Source organism: Iodobacter fluviatilis (assembly GCF_004194535.1).
Classification (GTDB): Bacteria; Pseudomonadota; Gammaproteobacteria; order Burkholderiales; family Chitinibacteraceae; genus Iodobacter; species Iodobacter fluviatilis_A.
The window spans coordinates 45585-64411 of the sequence record NZ_CP025781.1; the positions used below are offsets into that span (position 1 = coordinate 45585).

Consider the following 18827-nt stretch of genomic DNA (forward strand, 5'->3'; position numbering starts at 1 on the left):
TGACCAACAAACACACTAGGGCGCTGCTTGCTGCACGCTTTGAAGCAGTCCGCACAACCCTCCCTCTACACTAAATAAGGAATAACAATGAGCACACTACCTTGCGTAGAAATTGAAACCACCAGTCTGCCCAGCGCCAGCGTTATTTGGCTGCACGGCCTTGGTGCTGACGGTAATGATTTTGCCGGGATTGTTCCGGATCTACAGCTGCCTGCAGATTTAGGCATTCGCTTTATTTTCCCACACGCGCCTAGCATGCCCATTAGCTGCAATAACGGCTATGTGATGCCCGCTTGGTACGATATTTTGCATTTTGATCAAATCAGCCGTCAGGCTGATGTAGCGGGGGTAAAGGCCTCGGTTGAAAAGATCCGTGCGCTTATTCGCCAAGAAAACCAACGCGGCATCGCCAGTGAGCGAATTATTCTGGCAGGATTTTCGCAAGGGGGAGCGATTGCTTACACCGCCGGCGTACTCCATTCAGAAAAACTTGCAGGGATTGTGGCGCTATCAACGTATTTGCCCGCGCCCGAGCTGATTCAAGCCGGTCTTGCCAACCAAACCACACCCATATTTGCCGCACATGGCAGCGCAGATCCTGTCGTAGGAGTAAACCTGGGTGAAGCCGCAAGGGATCAGCTGCAGGCGCTGGGCTTTAGTATCAGTTGGCAAACATGGCCGATGCAACATTCAGTATGCATGCCAGAAATCCACGCGATTGGCCAGTTTATAACGCAGTGCCTGCGCTAAAACCGAATGGATTTAATGCCCCTTCCCTAAAGCCTAAATTAAAAAAATATCCACTAAAGACACGCAAATCACGAGCAGACACTTGGGCTCCGACCGTGCATTTTCGTGTTCTTAGTGTTTTTTGTGGATGCTAACTAGGGGGCATAGCATCTATGGAATCACATAAATTGCTAGTTCTAGCTAGTTTTAAGAAGTCTTTGTTATTAAAAAACAAAAAGTGATTATTTTATTTGGCATACGCTCCTATCTAAGGCATTATCCGCCACCTTGCCACACACGCTCGTGGCACTCGCCTAGGCATACAAACTAATGACAATTGGAATTATCGGCGCAATGGAGCCGGAAGTGGCTCATCTGATTGAGACACTCGAAAACAGCCGCAAAGAAACCGTTGCGGGCATCGATTTTTATAGTGGCACCCTCGCCAAGCAACATGTGGTTATCACCCGCTCTGGCATTGGTAAAGTAGCTGCCAGCATCGCCACTACCTTATTAATTGCCAAATATCAGCCCAGAGCCGTTATCAACACCGGCTCTGCAGGTGGTTTTGTCGATCACTTAGAGATTGGCGATATTGTGATTTCTTCTGAAGTGCGCCACCACGATGTAGACGTCACTGCTTTTGGCTATGAGATTGGCCAAATGGCGCAGCAACCGGCTGCCTTTACACCCGATGCAGGCTTAGTTGCCGCAGCGCACCGTGCCGTTGCCAGCCTTGGCCAGGTCAAAGCGATTGAGGGCTTGATTTGCACCGGCGACAGTTTTATTTGTGACAGCACCCGTACTGCGCAAATGCTAAAAAACTTCCCAACCATGGCCGCTTGCGAAATGGAAGCCGCCGCGATTGCTCAAGTTTGCCATCAGCACACACTGCCTTTTGTGATTATTCGCTCGCTATCCGATAACGCGAATAACGATTCACCCCTCGATTTTGATCAATATCTAATTAAAGCCGGTTATCATTCTGCCTTAATGGTGATTGCTTTACTGAATGAGCTGGATAACGGCCATCAGTTGCAAAAAACCCAAGACACTGCCATCGCCCAGCTCTAAGCAATCACCTTCAGGTAGTGCTTAAAGGTTCCCCTTAAGCTCAAAACCTCCTACTCCCCAACTACACGGATTGTCTATTTACTTTTGTAACATAGACAATCATCTCCACGATCCACATCCAATAGCTAAATAGCCTGTTAATACCTAATACTGGCGGCAAAAATAATGCGTTTGACATTTAAAAACATTCACTAGAATGTTGCGCAATATCACTTTGCCAAACTACCCCACTGCTATGATTATTTTTTGTGGGGGTAATATCTAATGCAAAAATTTAGAATTGAGCACGATTTATTAGGCGAAAAAGCAGTCCCATTGAATGCCTACTATGGAATCCACACCCAACGCGCAATAGAAAACTTCCAAATATCGCAGAGTAAAATTAGCGATAACCCTATCATGGTCAAAGCACTCGCAAAAACAAAAAAAGCCTGCGCCTTAGCCAATGGTGAAATTGGCAGTATTGAACCCCAAATAGCCAAAGCTATTGTGCATGCCTGCGATGAAATCATTTCAAATAACCGCTGCTTAGATCAATTTCCGAGCGATGTATTTCAAGGTGGTGCAGGCACTTCTGTCAATATGAATGCCAATGAAGTGATTGCCAACTTAGCACTAGAGCTATTGGGCCACCCAAAAGGTGAATACCAAACCATTCACCCCAATGATCACGTTAATAAATGTCAATCAACCAATGATGCCTACCCAACTGCATTTAGAGTTGCACTATATGAACATCTATTGATTTTAATGCAATATATGGAAAACCTTTCCAGCGCATTTATGCATAAATCAGTCGAATTTAAATCTGTACTAAAAATGGGCCGCACCCAGCTGCAAGATGCCGTACCTATGTCACTAGGACAAGAGTTTCACGCCTTTTCCACCTTAATCAACGAAGATGTTCGCTTAATTGGGCAAATCAAAAACCTGCTGCTGGAAGTTAATCTTGGCGCTACCGCTATTGGCACAGGTATCAACGCACCACAGAACTACGGCCCCCTCGCGGTCGAAAAATTATGTGAAGTCACGGGTCATGCATTTAAATCATCGGAAGATTTAATTGAAGCCACCTCGGATTGCGGCGCTTATGTCATGGTTTCTAGCGTACTTAAACGCACAGCCACCAAACTATCCATGATTTGCAATGATTTGCGGCTATTGTCTTCTGGCCCACGTGCAGGGCTTAAAGAAATTAATTTACCTGAATTACAAGCAGGCTCCAGCATTATGCCCGCCAAAGTAAATCCAGTGATGCCGGAAGTGGTTAATCAAGTTTGCTTTAAAGTAATTGGTAATGATCTAACGATTACTTTGGCAGCAGAGGCAGGGCAATTGCAGCTGAATGTAATGGAGCCTGTGATTGCCTCATCACTATTTGAATCCATCCATTTACTACAAAATGCCATGCTCGGATTAAAAGAGAAATGCATTGATGGCATTACCGCTAATATAGAAACATGCCGTAGAAATGTACTTAATAGCATTGGCATTGTCACCTTTCTTGACCCTATTCTAGGCCATGAAAAATGCGATGAAATTGGTAAAATATGCGCGCAAACAGGTCAAACTGTGATGGAAGTTTGCTTGGAGAAAAAGCTACTCAATCAAGCTCAACTCAATGATATCTTCTCAAATGAAAATTTACTTAATCCACAGTATTTAGGTAAATGCTATATATAGGCGTAAGAGGAAAATAGCGCGGATCACAATCCGCGCTAAAAAAGCAAACCACCTCACGCTCCCTCTTTTGCCAAAAAAGATCAGTGCAGCGCTGTCGCCAAGCATGAATCAACGCACAATTTATTTCGCCTCATACCACTTCCTTGCTAAGGAAGCACGGACAACTTGCGCGTTTCTGTATTTTCCACCAATTCCGCAGCCATTTATCGTGAAAAATCTGCCTTACGCCCACCAATTAATCACTCGCGGCAACCGCTTGTGAGTTAAATCAACTAAAAAAATCAAAGCTAAAATATATTTCGCATACCAAGCCTATTTAGTACCCATAAAACATCCCAAACCAGACAGACAGACATTTAAAAGCAAAATATAAATTACTGATAAACAATATTAGTTTAGCAGTAATTCATGAAGCACTTATAAAGGTGTAACAATTAATCAAGATTAGCCACAATCTACGCAATATTAAGCAATTCTAATAAATTGTAATACTTGCGTTATTTACAATATGCAATACACTCAATTAAATTTAGGGCAGCCATTAAATACTTACTGGAGAATCCATGTCTATTTCCTTTATGATAAAAAGCATTGCGACTGCATTGAGTGTATTAATCCTAAGCAATATCGCACAAGCAAGTGTCTATTCAAATACGGCAGCGCAAGACTCTTCAGGCAATTTGGTTCTTATTCCAGGGCTAGGCAGTGATGGTGGTAGCTCAACAGCCACAACGAGCTTTGGCCAGCACTTTATGGCCATAAGTGGAACACTGCAAAATTTTAATTTTTATGCTTCAGAAGGTGACCGTGGCTATATAAGCTTTGCAATTGCCGCATGGGATGGTCAAAAAGCGGTTGGGCCTGCACTTTATACCCGCTCAAGTTTTCTTTATGACGCGGGCTCTCAAGCACTAGGTGCAAGCGGGCTGAATCTATCACTCACAGCAGGCAAGGAATATATCGCCTACTTAAGTACAGCGGCAATAGCATCACCTGCGGGCAACATCTGGATGAAAAGCGCCAACACCAACGGTGGCTTAAGTGGCGGATTTGCCTCCATTAACTCTAACGGTGCAAACCCGCTGTCCCTTACACAGTCATGGGTAAACTCGGCAACAAACCTTAACTACACGGCCACTTTTACCACTGCAGTACCAGAACCTGAAACTTATGTATTACTTAGCCTAGGCTTAATTGCCCTATTAGCTCAGCAGCGTAAAAACTTTAAATCAATACGCTAAAGCGCTCGAAGCGCATTACAAAATGTAAAAGTGCTGGATACCCAGTAAAACTAAAATGGCGTATGCCGCAGCAAGAATATCGTCGATCATCACGCCAACACCACCTGGCACGCGTTGATCGAACCAACAAATAGGCCAAGGTTTAAAAATATCAAACAACCTAAATAAGGTAAAAGCGAGTAGCCAACCAAGAGGGTTAAGTGGCACAAACAGTAGCACCAGCCACATGGCAACAATTTCATCAATAACAATGCCACCAAAGTCATGGACACCCAAGGCTTTTCCAGTGATATCACTAGCCCAGCAGCCCAGCAGGAAGACGAATAAGCAGATCCAAGCAATACTCAGTGGTGAGAAACACTGAATCAATACTGCATATAAAGGCAATGCTGCAAGCGTACCAAAAGTACCTGGCGCTTTTTTCGCCAAACCACTTCCAAAACCAAAAGCAATAAAATGCGCAGGATGCGCTACTAAAAACTGCCAATCAGGGCGAACCAGCGGTACTTGCGGATAATCATTCATAAAAAACTCAATCTAATCAGAACACTAATTTAAAACTAGGCAAAATGATCAAAGCCATGAAACGTAACGGGCACAGGCTGCTTTGCAGCATTGAGTAGCGTTACATCACTCCCTTTGCCAATTTTCCCGACCTGCGTAAGTGGTAAATCAAGCTCGGCAGCCAGCGCAACAATAGCCGCGTGTTGATCAGCGGCAGCCGTAAAGCAGAGTTCGTAATCATCCCCTCCCGCCAAAAATGCCTCTTGCCGTAAATCCTGCGGCAAACTTAGTAAATCAGGTGCAAAAGGCACAGCATCGAGCCAAACTTCCGCCCCACAAGCTGATTGCTCGCAAATATGTCGCAAGTCTGCCAGTAACCCATCTGAGATATCTAAAGCCGCCGAAGCAAGCCCGCGTAAGCGTAGCCCAAGTGCAAGACGCGGCGTAGGTAGATCAAGCCGTAGATCGCAACGTTTAGCAAGCGTATCAGTCAGTGTTACTCGCCCTGTGCGGTGCATAACCGCAGCAGCAGCAGCGCCTAAGTAGCCAGATACCCAGACTTCATCCCCCAGCTTAGCGCCACTGCGTAATAAGGCCTGCCCGCGTGGCACCTTACCCGCAATTTGAATGGCGATGGTTAGTGGCCCACAAGTTGTATCACCACCAATTAAGGAGAGATCATATTCATCTGCCATTGCCAGCAAGCCACGGCTAAATGCAGCCAACCATGCTGTATCCATAGCGGGCATGGCAATTGATAACGTAAACCAACTGGGCTCTGCCCCCATCGCAGCTAGATCAGACAAATTAACCGCTAGTGCTTTGCGCCCTAGCCGCTCAGGATCTGCATCTTGAAAAAAATGCCGCCCAGCCACCAGCATATCGGCCGAAATGGCCAGTTGATCGCCAGCGGCTACAGAAACCAGTGCCGCGTCGTCCCCTACCCCCAGATCGGCATTTTTAGCGGGGCGTTTAAAATAATGAGCAATGAGATCGAATTCGTTCAAGGCGTTTCAAATCCACTTTGGAAGCGATGTTTGAGTATTCACACCCACCAACAACGCGCATAAATAAAAAAGACGGGCTAAGCCCGCCTTTCGATCACTCAACACATATAACAGCGGATTAAGCGCGGCGCTTGGCGCGATTAGCCACAACTTCATCAGCACGAACAGACTCAGCCAGCTTATCTAACACGCCATTTACAAACTTATGGCCATCTAAGCCACCAAAAGTTTTAGCCAGCTCGATTGCTTCATTGATAATCACAGGATAAGGCGTTTCTGGCATGCATACAATTTCAAATGCAGCCACATACAATACCGCCGCCTCTACCACGCTGACTTCATCCATTGGGCGATCAAGGTGGGGTGACAGCGCAATTTGTAACGTTTTAATGTCTTTAATCACGCCAAATAAAATAGCCCGGAATAGGTTTTTATCTACACGTTTATAAAGCGCACTTTTCTCGCTTTGGCTTGACGCTTCGCTTTCCCATGTTACATCGCTTTTAGACAAAAATTCTTCAATATTGCCTGGGGTATCGGCAGCTAATAGCCATTGATACACACCTTGTACGGCAAATTCACGGGAGAGGCGACGGGATGATTTTGGTTTTACTACATCAGAGGTCATGCTTGTAATGCCTTTAATAAATTCGCTGTTTCTACGGCGACACGTGCAGCGTCAGTGCCTTTTTCGAGCACACGCACTTCGGCTTGTTCGTCGTTTTCAGTGGTTAAAATGGCATTTGCCACAACAATGCCGTAATCAAGTCCGATACGGCTTACACCAGCGCCAGATTCATTGGCAACTAGCTCAAAATGATAAGTTTCTCCACGGATCACTGCGCCCAAAGCAATCAATGCATCAAAACGATCCGATTCAGCCATCGCAGCCAAAACCAAAGGGATTTCTAAAGCGCCAGGCACCGTAGTAATGAGCATATCTTGCTCTGCCACACCTAGGGCTTTAAGTTCGGCCACGCAAGCATCGCGTAAACCTTCGCAAACTGGCGTATTAAATCGGCTCATCACAATACCAATACGTAAGCCATTGCCAGTCAAATTAGGCGCAATAAAAGGTATGTTTGCAGCGATGCTCATTATTTTTTTCCTTGAGGCAATTCAAATCCAGTAATTTCCAAACCAAAGCCCGTCATACTCGGGATGCGGCGCTCTGGCGACAATAAACGCATTTTACCCACACCTAAGTCTTTTAGCATTTGTGCACCAATACCATAGGTACGCAAATCCCATTTCTTGCTTTCATTTAAGCCTAATTCTGGCAAGGCGCGGGCCAATAAATCACGGCCATCTTCGCTGCGATGCAGTAGCACCATCACCCCACAGCCCGCCTTGGCAATCGCCTCTAGCGACGATTTCACATCCCAAGAATGACCGCTCTGACTTAAATCCATCCAGTCGATCACGGACAAAGGCTCGTGTACCCGCACCAAGGTTTCAACTTCTGGGCTAGGTGTGCCTTTAATTAAGGCTAAATGGCTGGCAGACGTTAGCTTATCGGTATAGACCGCCAGCTCAAAATCACCCGCAAAGGTGGTAATGGTGCGGCGACCTGCACACTCCACTAAGGATTCTGTACGGCTGCGATAATGAATAAGGTCGGCGATAGTACCAATTTTTAGCTGATGCTGTTCAGCAAATACTAAAAGTTCAGGCAAACGAGCCATGGTACCGTCGTCATTCATGATCTCGCAGATCACGCTGGCGGGTGTTACCCCTGCCAAAGCCGCCAGATCACACCCCGCCTCGGTATGCCCCGCCCTGACTAACACGCCGCCAGGTTGCGCCATAATTGGGAATACATGACCAGGCTGTACGATGTCACTCGGCTTTGCATCAAAGGCAATGGCTTTTTTAATGGTTAAAGCACGATCATGAGCAGAAATCCCCGTGGTCACGCCTTCGGCTGCTTCAATAGATGCCGTAAAATTAGTGCCAAAACTTGAGCCGTTAGCCCGCACCATGGGCGCAAGACCTAGATAGGCACAGCGCTCAGCGTTTAAAGTCAGGCAAATCAAGCCTCGCCCGTGTTTAGCCATAAAATTAATCGCTTCAGGCGTTACAAAATCTGCCGCCAACACCAGATCCCCTTCATTTTCACGATCTTCTTCGTCAACCAGCACCACCATGCGCCCGGCGCGCATTTCTTCAATAATTTCCTGGACCGGAGAGATATTGACGCTCATAACTTACCTTTAAAGATCACTAATTTCTGAATAAATGAATCCGGCGGTGCGCATCACGGCGCTTGGTTTAGGGCCAGACAATCTGCCATGCAAGCAACAAGCCTGCATTGTCCCAGATCAGCAGGGGATAGACCACCCTTTTGCCCTAGCAGCCTGTCGGACTTAGCATCAGTCAGCTGCAAAATCACCTGATCGGCCTATATTTCACCAGATTTTTGACCAATAACTCATATTGGCGCTGCAAATCCGGCTAAATCTGGTCTCGACCATGCGATTTTTCGCTTCGGCCGTCTAAGTCCGACAGGCTGCTAGTTTTTCTTCTAAGGCATCACGTACGGTATCGACGACGACTTGCGTGGCGCGCTCGATTTCTACGTTGAAGATGCTGCCAACTGTCTTGCCTTCAAAAATCGTCATGCGGCGAGTTTCGGGGATCAGCCACACTTCAAACCAGCAATCTACTTTGCTAGTTTCGGACACCGTCAGGCTAGCGCCATCTAGCCTTTCGCAAAGATATAATCCCCACTTTGGGCACGCCAATTCTAAAGCAGCAGTTTTCCTGATCTTTACGAATATCTAACAGCGTTGCAGTAAAATCCACGTGATCCGCTCGGTTGAGCATACATGCCCATTCAGCAACGCTATTTTCATTGCAAAACGCCAGTCAAAGCAGTGTTTATTGGGCATGAATGTTATGCTTATGCCCATTGGCAGAAAACTCATCGCTGTCCGTAAACTATTCACTCCCTCAACTTAAGGAAAACAAATGGCTCAATATGTTTTCAGCATGAATCGGGTCGGGAAAATTGTCCCGCCGAAGCGTCAAATTTTAAAAGATATCTCGCTGAGTTTTTTCCCCGGCGCCAAAATTGGTGTTTTAGGTTTAAATGGCTCGGGTAAATCGACCGTGCTTAAAATCATGGCCGGTATTGATAAAGATATCATTGGCGAAGCCACACCGATGCCGGGCCTAAATATCGGCTATTTGCCGCAAGAGCCACAGCTTGATCCACTTAAAACAGTGCGCGAAGAAGTGGAATCGGGTCTTGGCGAAGTATTTGAAGCGCAAGCCAAGCTAGAAGCCGTTTACGTGGCCTATGCCGAGCCGGATGCTGATTTTGATGCGCTGGCCGAAGAACAAGCGCGTTTAGAGGCGATTATTTCGGCTAGCTCTGGCGACAATGCCGAGCTGCAATTAGAAATCGCCGGCGATGCGCTACGCCTGCCGCCTTGGGATGCCATCATTGGCAATCTGTCTGGTGGTGAAAAGCGCCGCGTGGCGCTGTGTAAACTGCTGCTTTCCAAGCCTGATATGTTGCTGCTTGATGAGCCAACCAATCACTTGGATGCGGAATCAGTCGATTGGCTAGAGCAATTCCTTTGCCGCTTCCCAGGCACTGTGGTGGCCGTTACCCACGATCGCTACTTCTTAGATAACGCGGCCGAGTGGATTTTAGAGCTGGATCGTGGCCACGGCATTCCTTGGAAAGGCAATTACTCGAGCTGGCTAGATCAAAAGCAAGCGCGTTTAAAAACGGAAGAAAACCAAGAATCTGCGCGCCAAAAAACCATTAAGAAAGAATTGGAATGGGTTCGTCAAAATCCTAAAGCGCGTCAAGCTAAATCCAAATCACGGATTGCCCGTTTTGAAGAACTGAATAGCCAAGATTATCAAAAGCAAAATGAAACACAGGAAATCTTTATTCCCGTGGCAGAGCGTTTAGGTAATGAAGTGATTGAATTCGAAAATGTAAGCAAAGCCTTTGGCGATCGCTTGCTGATTGATGATTTAAGCTTCCGCGTACCCCCAGGCGCAATTGTTGGGATTATCGGGCCAAACGGCGCGGGTAAATCCACGCTATTTAAAATGCTGGCTGGTTTAGAGCAGCCAGATAGCGGCACAGTAAAGATCGGCACGACCACTAAAATGGCTTATGTTGACCAAAACCGTGATTCGCTGGGCGATGGCAACAAATCAGTATTTGAGGTGATTTCTGGCGGCCATGACATTCTGACCGTTGGCCGTTACGAAACATCCAGCCGCGCTTACATCGGCCGCTTTAACTTTAAGGGCGCAGATCAGGCAAAAATTGTCAGCCAATTATCCGGTGGTGAGCGTGGCCGCTTGCATCTGGCTAAAACGCTGATTTCTGGCGGCAATGTCTTGCTGCTGGATGAGCCATCTAACGATCTGGATATCGAAACCCTGCGCGCGCTTGAAGATGCGCTGTTGGAATTCGCCGGTTGCGTACTGGTCATCTCGCACGATCGCTGGTTCTTGGATCGTATCGCTACGCACATCTTAGCGTGTGAAGGCGATTCAAAATGGCAGTTCTTTGACGGCAACTATCAAGAATACGAAGCCGATAAGAAAAAACGTTTGGGTGAAGAAGGCGCAAAACCAAAACGTATTCGTTACAAGCCTATTAGCCGTTAATCTACACAATTTAGCTAGCGCTAACATATCAAACGGGAAGAGCGAATCTTCCCGTTTTTTTATAGCGATTTCCTAGCGAAGCCTAGGCTTAACTCTACCGTTCATACCATGCGTTATTGACTATTCGCCACATAATTTATACAATTGAGGGTTATTTGGTGTGGCCGCCAGTAAGGCGCAATATGATGCAGGGGCACCTCCCCCTCGCCACAAACCATCAAAAACAAGATATTTAAAAGCCCGCATTCAAGATGTGGGCTTTTTGCTTGGCATACCGATCACCTTACACCGAGGATAAAGCAGTGTCTTTAAACAGCGATCATTATGCAAAGCTCGGCGTGCCCCCCAATGCCAGTATCGATCTGATTAAATCGGCCTACCGCAAAAACGCGGCGAAATTTCACCCAGACAAAAATCCTGACCCGGCTGCGCCAGCACGCTTTCGAGAGATCCAAGAAGCCTATGAGGTTTTAAGCGATGTCACCCGCCGTAAAGCTTACGATAATTACCGGCAGCGCAGCCTGATTGATAATCCCCTCGAAATTGCCCAAGAAATTTCGGCGTTCTATATACAAGGCATATTAAATTGAGTTTTTCCCCTTATTTTGAAGAACTAACATCGGCGTATAGCGCAGAGCTTGACGATTTAATGACCGACTCTGAAGGCCGCTCTGCCATCAAAAAGCGCCTAAACGAGAAGCGCAAGCAATTTGAAGCGCTACTGCCCATGATTGAATTCAGCCCCGAAATGGTGGCGGTAACGTTCTACAACGCATTTAGCTTTCACGCGCCGCAAATGATGCGCACCCTGATGCGTAGCGAGCCTGATGACGATGATTTTTTGGTTTGGGAGGAGATCAAAGACAATCTAAGTATTGCTGATTGGGCCCAACCCTTAGTTGATGCTGCGATAGAAGCCGACGGGGGCGATGTGTTTTTAGTGAGCAGCGCCGCACTCGAATTCCACCGTCTTCATGACTCGCACAGCGCGGCCAAAAGCGCCTCAGCAGAGCCAGACGAGCATGATACTGAGGGTGATGATAATGATGAGCAAGAGAGCGATGATTTAGGCGAATCCGGCTCAAACTGGCTGGCCGAGCAAGGCTTTGAAACCATAGACGCAAATTAAGGACGATCATGCATCCAGCAATTATCAATGCCTCAAAGCTCATTCTAGTCGGCAACATTAGCGGCGCAGAAAAAGCGCTATCTGACATTGCTGACGAGCATGGCGATCATGCTTTGTCCGTTATTTTAGAAGATGTTGCTCCTAAGGATTTGCTGGCCATCTTGCGTGAATATGACTCAGCCAAAGAAACGGTGCTCAGTCTAGTCGTCTCTCCCGAGCAATTTGCCCGAGCAGTAGTGCTGGATAAGCTCTATGGTGAGCGCAATAAAGACAAGCTGCGCGGCATGATGAATGCGGTAATTTACAAGCACGCCGATACCGCACCGGATTATCTAGAAGCCATTTTTGAGCAAAAAGGCGGCGCAGGTATTCTGGCCGATTATTTTGAGGGACATTATGAAGTTGCGCTCAATTTCATTCTGCGCGCCCACTTAGAAACCACGCCATTGCCGTTTTTAGACGACGAAAATATCCTTGATCCAGAAGAAATCAGTGCGTTTTTTGAGGTTTTTTACTCCAGCGAAAACATCATGGACAAGGTTGACTGGGGCTACTCCCGCACCGAACTTGCTGACAATGATTGGAAAGAAACGTTGTGGATTTTATTTCACGAGGTTCCCGATGCTTTCGATCATCTTATCGATGAAGTACAAAGCCGGATGCTGGCAGCCTGCCAACGCGCAGCACAAAAAACCGAGATCAACCCTGAAGCCTTGGATAAACTATTGCAAGCCATCTGCAACAGTAGCAACGACGATATTGAAGAGTCTGCAATTTAATGGGTACAGCTTCCACTGCAATTTCAACTTTTGACCAGCGCCGTTTTTTTGACAAAGCCTTGAGCTACGGCGTAGCACAAGGTCTTATTTCGCCTGAGCGTTGCACCACGATCCAAGCCGATTTAGCCAAGGGCGTCGTGCAAATCGCCAATTATTTTGGCACAGCTTATTTACGTCCAGATTTAGAGCTCGCGCTGATTCGTACCGTCAATTTAATTAGCCTCTATTTAGAAGATTTATCTAAGGGCGATATCCATATCGCCGCACAATCATTACAAAACAATACCCTGCTATCCCACTCCAAAAAAGGCGCTGATTTACTGCGCAATATTGCGGGGCAGGCACAAAATACCCTACTGATTAAATCGGGCGGTATATCGCTTGATGAGCAGCAATCTTATTTAAACATCATGAGCTCACAAGAGCGTATCTCTTGGCCACAATATCAAGCCGATTTACGCGAAGGCCAACTATTACAAAGCAAGATTGATTTAGGCTTTTGGCTAGCAAAAAAGCTAAAACTAGCCAGCGATGATATTTGCGATGCTGAATCATTAATTTTAAGCAGCATGCTCATGCTTTACGCCAAGGGCAGTGATGAAAAACCACTGCGCCGCGCCGACTATGATCGTTATATTAAAATAGCAAAGAAAAAATCGACCACGTTAAATGCTGAGCATCTGGCCGCTTTTTTTAAAGAAACCCCTACGGCGATTCAAACCAGCGCCCAAGCCGAGATGAATGCCTTTATTCAAAATGAATTGCCAAAAATAAAAACAGGCAATCAGCATGTTGAATCTTATTATTTGCGTGGTGGGCATAATGAAATCAGCCTATATGACCAAGCTATTGCAGATAATTGGCAGCGGCTCACTGGCCTTGATTCAGATTCAGAAACGCTTGCCACATTATTGCTATTTAGTGCTTGTGAGCTCCCCTTTAAAGCCGCCATGCTTAAACGGGAAGCCATCACCATTACTCAATATGTTCGGGATCATGGTTTTAACGCCCAAGCCCTTGCAAAGTTTATTGATAACCACGTGCCAATGAGCCAGCGTGAGGAAATCAACGATTTTTGGCAAAATGATTTAAAAGCCGAAGCCGAAGCCGCCCTCGCCAACAAAGACCCTCAATATCCAGATCTTTACATGGAGCGCGCACTCCGATATTTGCAGCAACGCTGCAATGCAAAATGGAAAGGCCGTGCGTAAATGCAAATAAAAAGGGGAAAGCCTAGGCTTTCCCCTTTTTATTTATCTACTCTAAAAAACCACTTAGAGTAATGCTAAAGCTTATACCAAGCCTTTTTGCAGCAATTCAGTGACCAGCTCAGCCAAAGTAATTTGGCGTTTTTCTGCTGTGGCGTGCAATTCTTTAATCAGATCGCCGTTCAGCTTTACTGCAAATGGCACCAAACCTGCTGCTTGATCTAATTTACGTTGTTCGCGTTTATCCATTACTTTTGCCGCTTCCTGACCAAAACGTCCCGGAGTCCGTTCTTTTCGATTTTGTTCGTCGGATTTAAACCCGTCTAGTTTATACAACTGAAATTTACTTAACATTTGCACCCTCTTTCATTCTACAGCTATGACTCGTGATCATTTTTTTAAGCACTTAAGTATAACCGTAACCCATCCAGTAGCCAGTTCAAACACAAACGAGCGCCAAGATAAAAAAACCAAGGGCGAAGAATGCGGTGTTTTTGCGATCGAAGCAAGGCACAAAAGTAAAAATACAAAAACAGCCTGCTGTTTTATCCGCTATCTGCTCTATTGATCAGAATAAATCACGATCATCTGGCATTAAGTCAGTTAATAAGCCCATGAATAGAAAAAACAGGCAGAATACGCCCCCGATCGCCAGTAGCCTGCCAAATAGACTCCTATGACAAACCCTTTGATTTATCACGCTCACCCCGAAAACCCAGCCACTTGGATTAAATTTCGGGATGATTTATGCCAAAACTGCCAATCATCCTGTTGCACCATGCCGGTAGAAGTAAAACTAAGCGATTTAGTGCGCATGAATCTGGTTGATGCTTTTGAAGCCGAAGGCGAGCCACCTAAGCAAATCGCCAAGCGCTTAACAAAAGCGGGCATCATTGATCACTTTAATTTTAAAAACAGCATTTACACGCTGAAGCGCAAATCCAATGGTGATTGCCGCTATTTAGATCTAAAAACCCGGCTATGCACGATCTACGAGCAGCGTCCCAACACCTGTCGTAACCATCCGCGTATTGGCCCTCGCCCAGGCTATTGCGCTTATCGCAGCCGTGCGGCCAGCTTATTGATTGGTAGTTAGACCCAGCTCAACGCACATCCCCGCAGGCGTTTTACACTGAGGGGATGAAACCAGTCCTTATCCTATATGCCAGCTATGATGGCCAAGCCCAGCGGATCGCTAGAACACTCGCACTTTATCTTTCTCACCACGCTCTAGCTGTTGAGCTATGTGATATAAAACAACCGCCTAGCCAATACGATAATTGCAGCGCCATCATTATGGTTGCTGCAGTACGCTATGGGCGGCATTTGCCAGAGGTCGCCACGTTTTTGCGTAGCGCACCCCGCCAGATTCAACATATCCCATTGGCCATTGCATCGGTTAGCCTAAGCGCCCGCAAGGGCAATGGCGCCCCCAATAACTACTTAAGAAAACTCATTTCACAATTTAATCTAACGCCCTTTGCGGTGATTGCCTTAGCTGGCAAGCTTGATTACCCGCGCTATAGCTGGCTAGATAGGCAAATGATTCGTTTCATCATGTATTTAAGCGGCGGCCCCAGCGATGGTCGCTGTAGTGTGGAATACACGGATTGGCAACAGCTGGCCGTGTTCGCACAAAAAATCACCACGCATCTTTGCCTGCCAACTCCCGATGAATAGTAAACTGCGCCCCAAAGCCATCACAGAGAACCAACATGAGCAGCAACACCATTGCCAACCTAATTAGCCACCAGATCAATAAAGAAGCGCACGGCCCCGTTAGCCTGCGTTTAAGCAGCAAGGAAATCAGCCCAACACCTGCCGCGCAAAGGCTGGTTGACCAGCTCAGCCAGCTGTATGTGCAGCGCATGGGCAAAGGATTTGGGAGCTTCGAGACTGACGAGGAAAGCTTCCCCATTCAAGCCATGATTCGCCGCCATTTAAACGATGCTAGCGTCGATTTTTACACGCTATCGTGCCAAATGATGCAGCACCTGCAAACGCGGCTAGAGCAAGAGCCTCTGGCCAGTGGCGGCTACGTGCTGATTGCACGAGTAAAAGCCGATGGCAGCGATTATTTACTCTTCACCATCTTGTCTGAAGTCATGGGCACCAAGCTTAACGAAGACTTAGACATTGCCGATAGCCTTTATCTAGATACCGCCAATTTAAAAGTGGCAGGTAAGATTGATCTGCAAGCTTGGCAAAATGGCACTGAACGCTATATCAGCTTTTTACGTGGCCGAGGCGATGTCGCCCATTACTTTAAATCATTTTTAGGCTGTAATGATGTGGTGGTGGCGCTGAAAGAAACTCAAAAACTAGTGCAAGGCCTTAGCCAATTTGCAGAAGAGCAACAGCTTCCCGCCACAGAACGCGATCAGCTATTTGAGCGTGCGCATCAATACCTAGACGAGCTAGGTAATGCCAGTTGCCCAGTAACACGGGCACAAGTCGCAGAACAAGCTTGGCCTGATGCACCGCAGCAATTACAGAATGTACTGGATAATCAAGCCGTTGAAATCAGCGATGGCTTTGTGCCCGATCGCCGCGCCATTAAACCGCTACGCACCTTTAAAACCAAGGCCCCGCACTGGAAGCTAGAATTCGATCGCAGCAGCCTGCGCTCGGGCGCGGTGCATTACAACCCAGAAAACGATACGCTGGTGCTATCTAATATCCCAGAAGAAATGCGTAAAGAGCTCTTAGCTGAAACCAAATCTTAAGCAACAACACGACTTATATTGCATTGCAATAAAATTCAACTAAACTAGCTTGGCTAGCCTGAGCAAGCATCAGGCCACTTTATTAAAGTGGCCTTACCCTCAAGCCAGCCAAGCCACGGGCAATATGTAATATTGCATACACAAAGAATTGGCGTAATATCTTTAAACTGTAATCAATAACAGCGATGCTAGGCGATGTGACCGGCTCCTTTATCAGGAGTCTCAGTGATCAAACGGTAACCCTCAAAAAAGGTACTCCCATGACTCTGCCTTCTACGTTCAAAACCCCTCGCCAGCGCCGTCAGCTGGAGCAATCTCAGCGCAATATGGAAATCGTCGTGATGGGGCTTCACCGGCAACAATTTGAAGCGAGGCGTCAAATACGCAACGAGCTGGCAGATCGTGCCGCCGCCAAAGCAGAGAAAGCATTAGATTACTTAGAAGATATAAAATAATACAAAAAAGCCACGATTTAAGCATCGTGGCTTTTTTATTGAACAAACAACAATCACTAAGCGGCCAGTAATTTACGCTCATAAACTACATAATCACGGCTAGGCTGCCAACCTGCGTTTTTATATAAAGATAAGGCATCTTTTTCGCTAGCAGCGGATTCCATTTCCATATAGACCACATGCTGCTGGGCGGCGAAATCTTCGGTGGCTTTAATCAGCGCACGCCCTACACCACGATGCCGTGATTCTTTAGTTACATATAAATCATTCAGCAATAAAGTTTTTTGCATACGCAATGAAGAGATATTCCAATACAGCTGAGCAAAGCCCACCGTTTTAGTGCCTTCACATGCGGTAAATAATACCGAGTCACCACTTTTTAGGCGTTCAATTAAAAATTGATGCCCTGCTTCTAAATCTGTGGCTTGATTAAAATGCTGACGATACTCATCAAATAAAGCCCATGCCCCCCATAAACGCCAGATTTCATGCAGATCATCTAGATTAGCTTGGCGAATAGTCAGTGTGCTTCCATCACTTAATAAGGTATTCATTTTTTTATCCAGATAAATCGCAGCGCTTGGCGAGGCAATCATTTAATTCGATGTCATACTTTGTTTGATGCTTAACATTCAAACACAAGCTTGATTTGTGGTAAAACAAGCAATTCTTATGTTGCATAAGCCAAACTGATGCTTGACTATAAATTACTAGAAGCGCTGGAAATGGTGGTAAAGGAAAGTAGTTTTGAGCGGGCCGCTAAACGCCTGTTTTTAACCCAGTCAGCCGTATCGCAGCGGATTAAATCCCTAGAAGAAAAGCTCGGCAAAGTCTTGGTGGTGCGTGATAGCCCCGTGCACGCCACCCGCGCTGGTGAGATGCTGATTGTGCATTTTCGGCACGTCCGCCAGCTAGAAGCGGCCTTGGCCGAGCAAATTGATTTTAAAGAGCAAGATTGGCAAAGCGTGCGCCTTGGCGTAAATGCAGATAGCTTGGCCATTGGCTTATTAGATGCCCTCGCCCCACTCTTAGAAAGTGAGCGCTTACTGCTGGAATGCGTGATTGATGACGAAGGCTATACGCTGGATTTACTGCGTGCGGGCGATGTGGCGGGCTGCATCAGCACCCAAGCCAACGCGGTCACGGGCTGCGCGGTGCAAAGCCTGGGCAGCATGCCCTATGTATTTGTGGCAACGCCCGCTTTTGCCGAGCGTTATTTTGCCCAAGGCTTTACCCAAACCGCCTTGATGCACGCTCCCACGGCGGTATTTGGCAATCGGGATTCATTACACCGGCGCTGGCTTGGCGAGCGCTACGGCATTATGGATGATCACTTCCCCTGCCATCAGATCCCTGAAAGCCACGCCCTATTTGATGCTGTGTGCTTTGGGCTGGCCTATGCCGCTATTCCTTATGCCCAAGCCAAGCCAGCCATTACCAGCGGGAAAATTATTGAGCTAGCCCAATCCGAGCGCATTTATACACCCTTGTTTTGGCACCATTGGCAAAAACAAACACAAGAAGCCAAGCGCATCAGCGATGCGGTGCTTGCCTTTGGCAGGCGCGTACTGCCCGCACAAGAAGCCTCTTTACATTTAACAGCCTTGTAAGCGTAGTGTTTGAAACGGAGCGAAATTCTTTCAGTATTGTT

General features: G+C 46.7%; 22 protein-coding genes. 14 read left to right on the forward strand and 8 right to left on the reverse strand.

Annotation, left to right across the window (positions count from 1 at the left end; genetic code table 11):
* Positions 1–87: 87 nt before the first annotated feature.
* From C1H71_RS00235 to C1H71_RS00250, 4 genes are all read left to right on the forward strand, one after another.
* Positions 88–750: an alpha/beta hydrolase gene (locus tag C1H71_RS00235; RefSeq protein WP_130104768.1), complete on the forward strand. Its 663-nt coding sequence runs from the start codon at positions 88–90 to the stop codon at positions 748–750.
* Positions 751–1059: 309 nt separating this feature from the next.
* A complete protein-coding gene (locus C1H71_RS00240) occupies positions 1060–1803 on the forward strand; it encodes a 5'-methylthioadenosine/adenosylhomocysteine nucleosidase (RefSeq protein ID WP_130104769.1) in 744 nt (247 codons plus the stop codon).
* A 264-nt stretch (positions 1804–2067) separates the two neighbouring features.
* Complete coding sequence (aspA, locus tag C1H71_RS00245) at positions 2068–3486, forward strand: aspartate ammonia-lyase (RefSeq protein ID WP_130104770.1); 1419 nt, start codon at positions 2068–2070, stop codon at positions 3484–3486.
* Between the two features lie 563 nt (positions 3487–4049).
* Entirely contained in the window at positions 4050–4727 is a 678-nt protein-coding gene (locus tag C1H71_RS00250; RefSeq protein ID WP_130104771.1) for a PEP-CTERM sorting domain-containing protein, read from the forward strand.
* Positions 4728–4742: 15 nt separating this feature from the next.
* Here the strand turns inward: C1H71_RS00250 and C1H71_RS00255 are convergent, their stop codons facing one another.
* The 6 genes from C1H71_RS00255 to C1H71_RS00280 all read right to left on the reverse strand — a co-directional run bounded on the left by C1H71_RS00255 (position 4743) and on the right by C1H71_RS00280 (position 8982).
* A complete protein-coding gene (locus tag C1H71_RS00255) occupies positions 4743–5252 on the reverse strand; it encodes a phosphatidylglycerophosphatase A family protein (protein ID WP_130104772.1) in 510 nt (169 codons plus the stop codon).
* 35 nt (positions 5253–5287) lie between these two features.
* The gene (gene thiL / locus C1H71_RS00260) at positions 5288–6238 is read right to left on the reverse strand and encodes a thiamine-phosphate kinase (RefSeq protein WP_130104773.1); all 951 of its coding nucleotides are present in this window, start codon (positions 6236–6238) and stop codon (positions 5288–5290) included.
* Between the two features lie 118 nt (positions 6239–6356).
* Complete coding sequence (gene nusB, locus C1H71_RS00265) at positions 6357–6866, reverse strand: transcription antitermination factor NusB (RefSeq protein ID WP_130104774.1); 510 nt, start codon at positions 6864–6866, stop codon at positions 6357–6359.
* Positions 6863–7336, reverse strand: a complete 474-nt coding sequence (gene ribH, locus C1H71_RS00270; RefSeq protein ID WP_130104775.1) for a 6,7-dimethyl-8-ribityllumazine synthase — start codon at positions 7334–7336, stop codon at positions 6863–6865. Before ribH ends, nusB begins: the two co-directional genes overlap by 4 nt.
* A complete protein-coding gene (gene ribBA / locus C1H71_RS00275) occupies positions 7336–8442 on the reverse strand; it encodes a bifunctional 3,4-dihydroxy-2-butanone-4-phosphate synthase/GTP cyclohydrolase II (protein WP_130104776.1) in 1107 nt (368 codons plus the stop codon). Before ribBA ends, ribH begins: the two co-directional genes overlap by 1 nt.
* A gap of 291 nt (positions 8443–8733) precedes the next feature.
* On the reverse strand, positions 8734–8982 hold the full coding sequence (locus C1H71_RS00280; protein WP_262488349.1) for a hypothetical protein: 249 nt from the start codon (positions 8980–8982) through the stop codon (positions 8734–8736).
* A 226-nt stretch (positions 8983–9208) separates the two neighbouring features.
* On the opposite strand from C1H71_RS00280, the gene ettA reads away from it, so the two are divergent.
* The 5 genes from ettA (at position 9209) to C1H71_RS00305 (ending at position 13998) form a co-directional block, all read left to right on the forward strand.
* On the forward strand, positions 9209–10879 hold the full coding sequence (ettA, locus tag C1H71_RS00285) for an energy-dependent translational throttle protein EttA (RefSeq protein WP_130104778.1): 1671 nt from the start codon (positions 9209–9211) through the stop codon (positions 10877–10879).
* A 302-nt stretch (positions 10880–11181) separates the two neighbouring features.
* Positions 11182–11469, forward strand: a complete 288-nt coding sequence (locus C1H71_RS00290) for a DnaJ domain-containing protein (RefSeq protein ID WP_223145950.1) — start codon at positions 11182–11184, stop codon at positions 11467–11469.
* A complete protein-coding gene (locus tag C1H71_RS00295) occupies positions 11466–12008 on the forward strand; it encodes a hypothetical protein (protein WP_130104780.1) in 543 nt (180 codons plus the stop codon). The genes C1H71_RS00290 and C1H71_RS00295 overlap by 4 nt, the downstream gene beginning before the upstream one ends.
* Before the next feature lie 8 nt (positions 12009–12016).
* Positions 12017–12787, forward strand: coding sequence for a hypothetical protein (locus C1H71_RS00300; RefSeq protein ID WP_130104781.1), 771 nt, complete (start codon positions 12017–12019; stop codon positions 12785–12787).
* A complete protein-coding gene (locus tag C1H71_RS00305; protein ID WP_130104782.1) occupies positions 12787–13998 on the forward strand; it encodes a hypothetical protein in 1212 nt (403 codons plus the stop codon). The genes C1H71_RS00300 and C1H71_RS00305 overlap by 1 nt, the downstream gene beginning before the upstream one ends.
* 81 nt (positions 13999–14079) lie before the next feature.
* On the opposite strand, the gene C1H71_RS00310 is transcribed toward C1H71_RS00305, so the two are convergent.
* Positions 14080–14349, reverse strand: a complete 270-nt coding sequence (locus C1H71_RS00310) for a hypothetical protein (RefSeq protein ID WP_130104783.1) — start codon at positions 14347–14349, stop codon at positions 14080–14082.
* Between the two features lie 322 nt (positions 14350–14671).
* On the opposite strand from C1H71_RS00310, the gene C1H71_RS00315 reads away from it, so the two are divergent.
* The 4 genes from C1H71_RS00315 to C1H71_RS00330 all read left to right on the forward strand — a co-directional run bounded on the left by C1H71_RS00315 (position 14672) and on the right by C1H71_RS00330 (position 17176).
* The gene (locus tag C1H71_RS00315; protein WP_130104784.1) at positions 14672–15091 is read left to right on the forward strand and encodes a YkgJ family cysteine cluster protein; all 420 of its coding nucleotides are present in this window, start codon (positions 14672–14674) and stop codon (positions 15089–15091) included.
* Between the two features lie 44 nt (positions 15092–15135).
* Entirely contained in the window at positions 15136–15675 is a 540-nt protein-coding gene (locus C1H71_RS00320) for a flavodoxin domain-containing protein (protein ID WP_130104785.1), read from the forward strand.
* A 35-nt stretch (positions 15676–15710) separates the two neighbouring features.
* Positions 15711–16721, forward strand: a complete 1011-nt coding sequence (locus C1H71_RS00325) for a nucleoid-associated protein (RefSeq protein WP_130104786.1) — start codon at positions 15711–15713, stop codon at positions 16719–16721.
* Positions 16722–16981: 260 nt separating this feature from the next.
* Positions 16982–17176: a hypothetical protein gene (locus tag C1H71_RS00330; protein WP_130104787.1), complete on the forward strand. Its 195-nt coding sequence runs from the start codon at positions 16982–16984 to the stop codon at positions 17174–17176.
* A gap of 56 nt (positions 17177–17232) precedes the next feature.
* On the opposite strand, the gene C1H71_RS00335 is transcribed toward C1H71_RS00330, so the two are convergent.
* Entirely contained in the window at positions 17233–17730 is a 498-nt protein-coding gene (locus C1H71_RS00335; protein ID WP_188053452.1) for a GNAT family N-acetyltransferase, read from the reverse strand.
* Between the two features lie 138 nt (positions 17731–17868).
* Here C1H71_RS00335 and C1H71_RS00340 point away from each other — a divergent pair, with 138 nt between their 5' ends.
* A complete protein-coding gene (locus C1H71_RS00340) occupies positions 17869–18786 on the forward strand; it encodes a LysR family transcriptional regulator ArgP (protein WP_130104789.1) in 918 nt (305 codons plus the stop codon).
* Positions 18787–18827 lie beyond the last annotated feature (41 nt).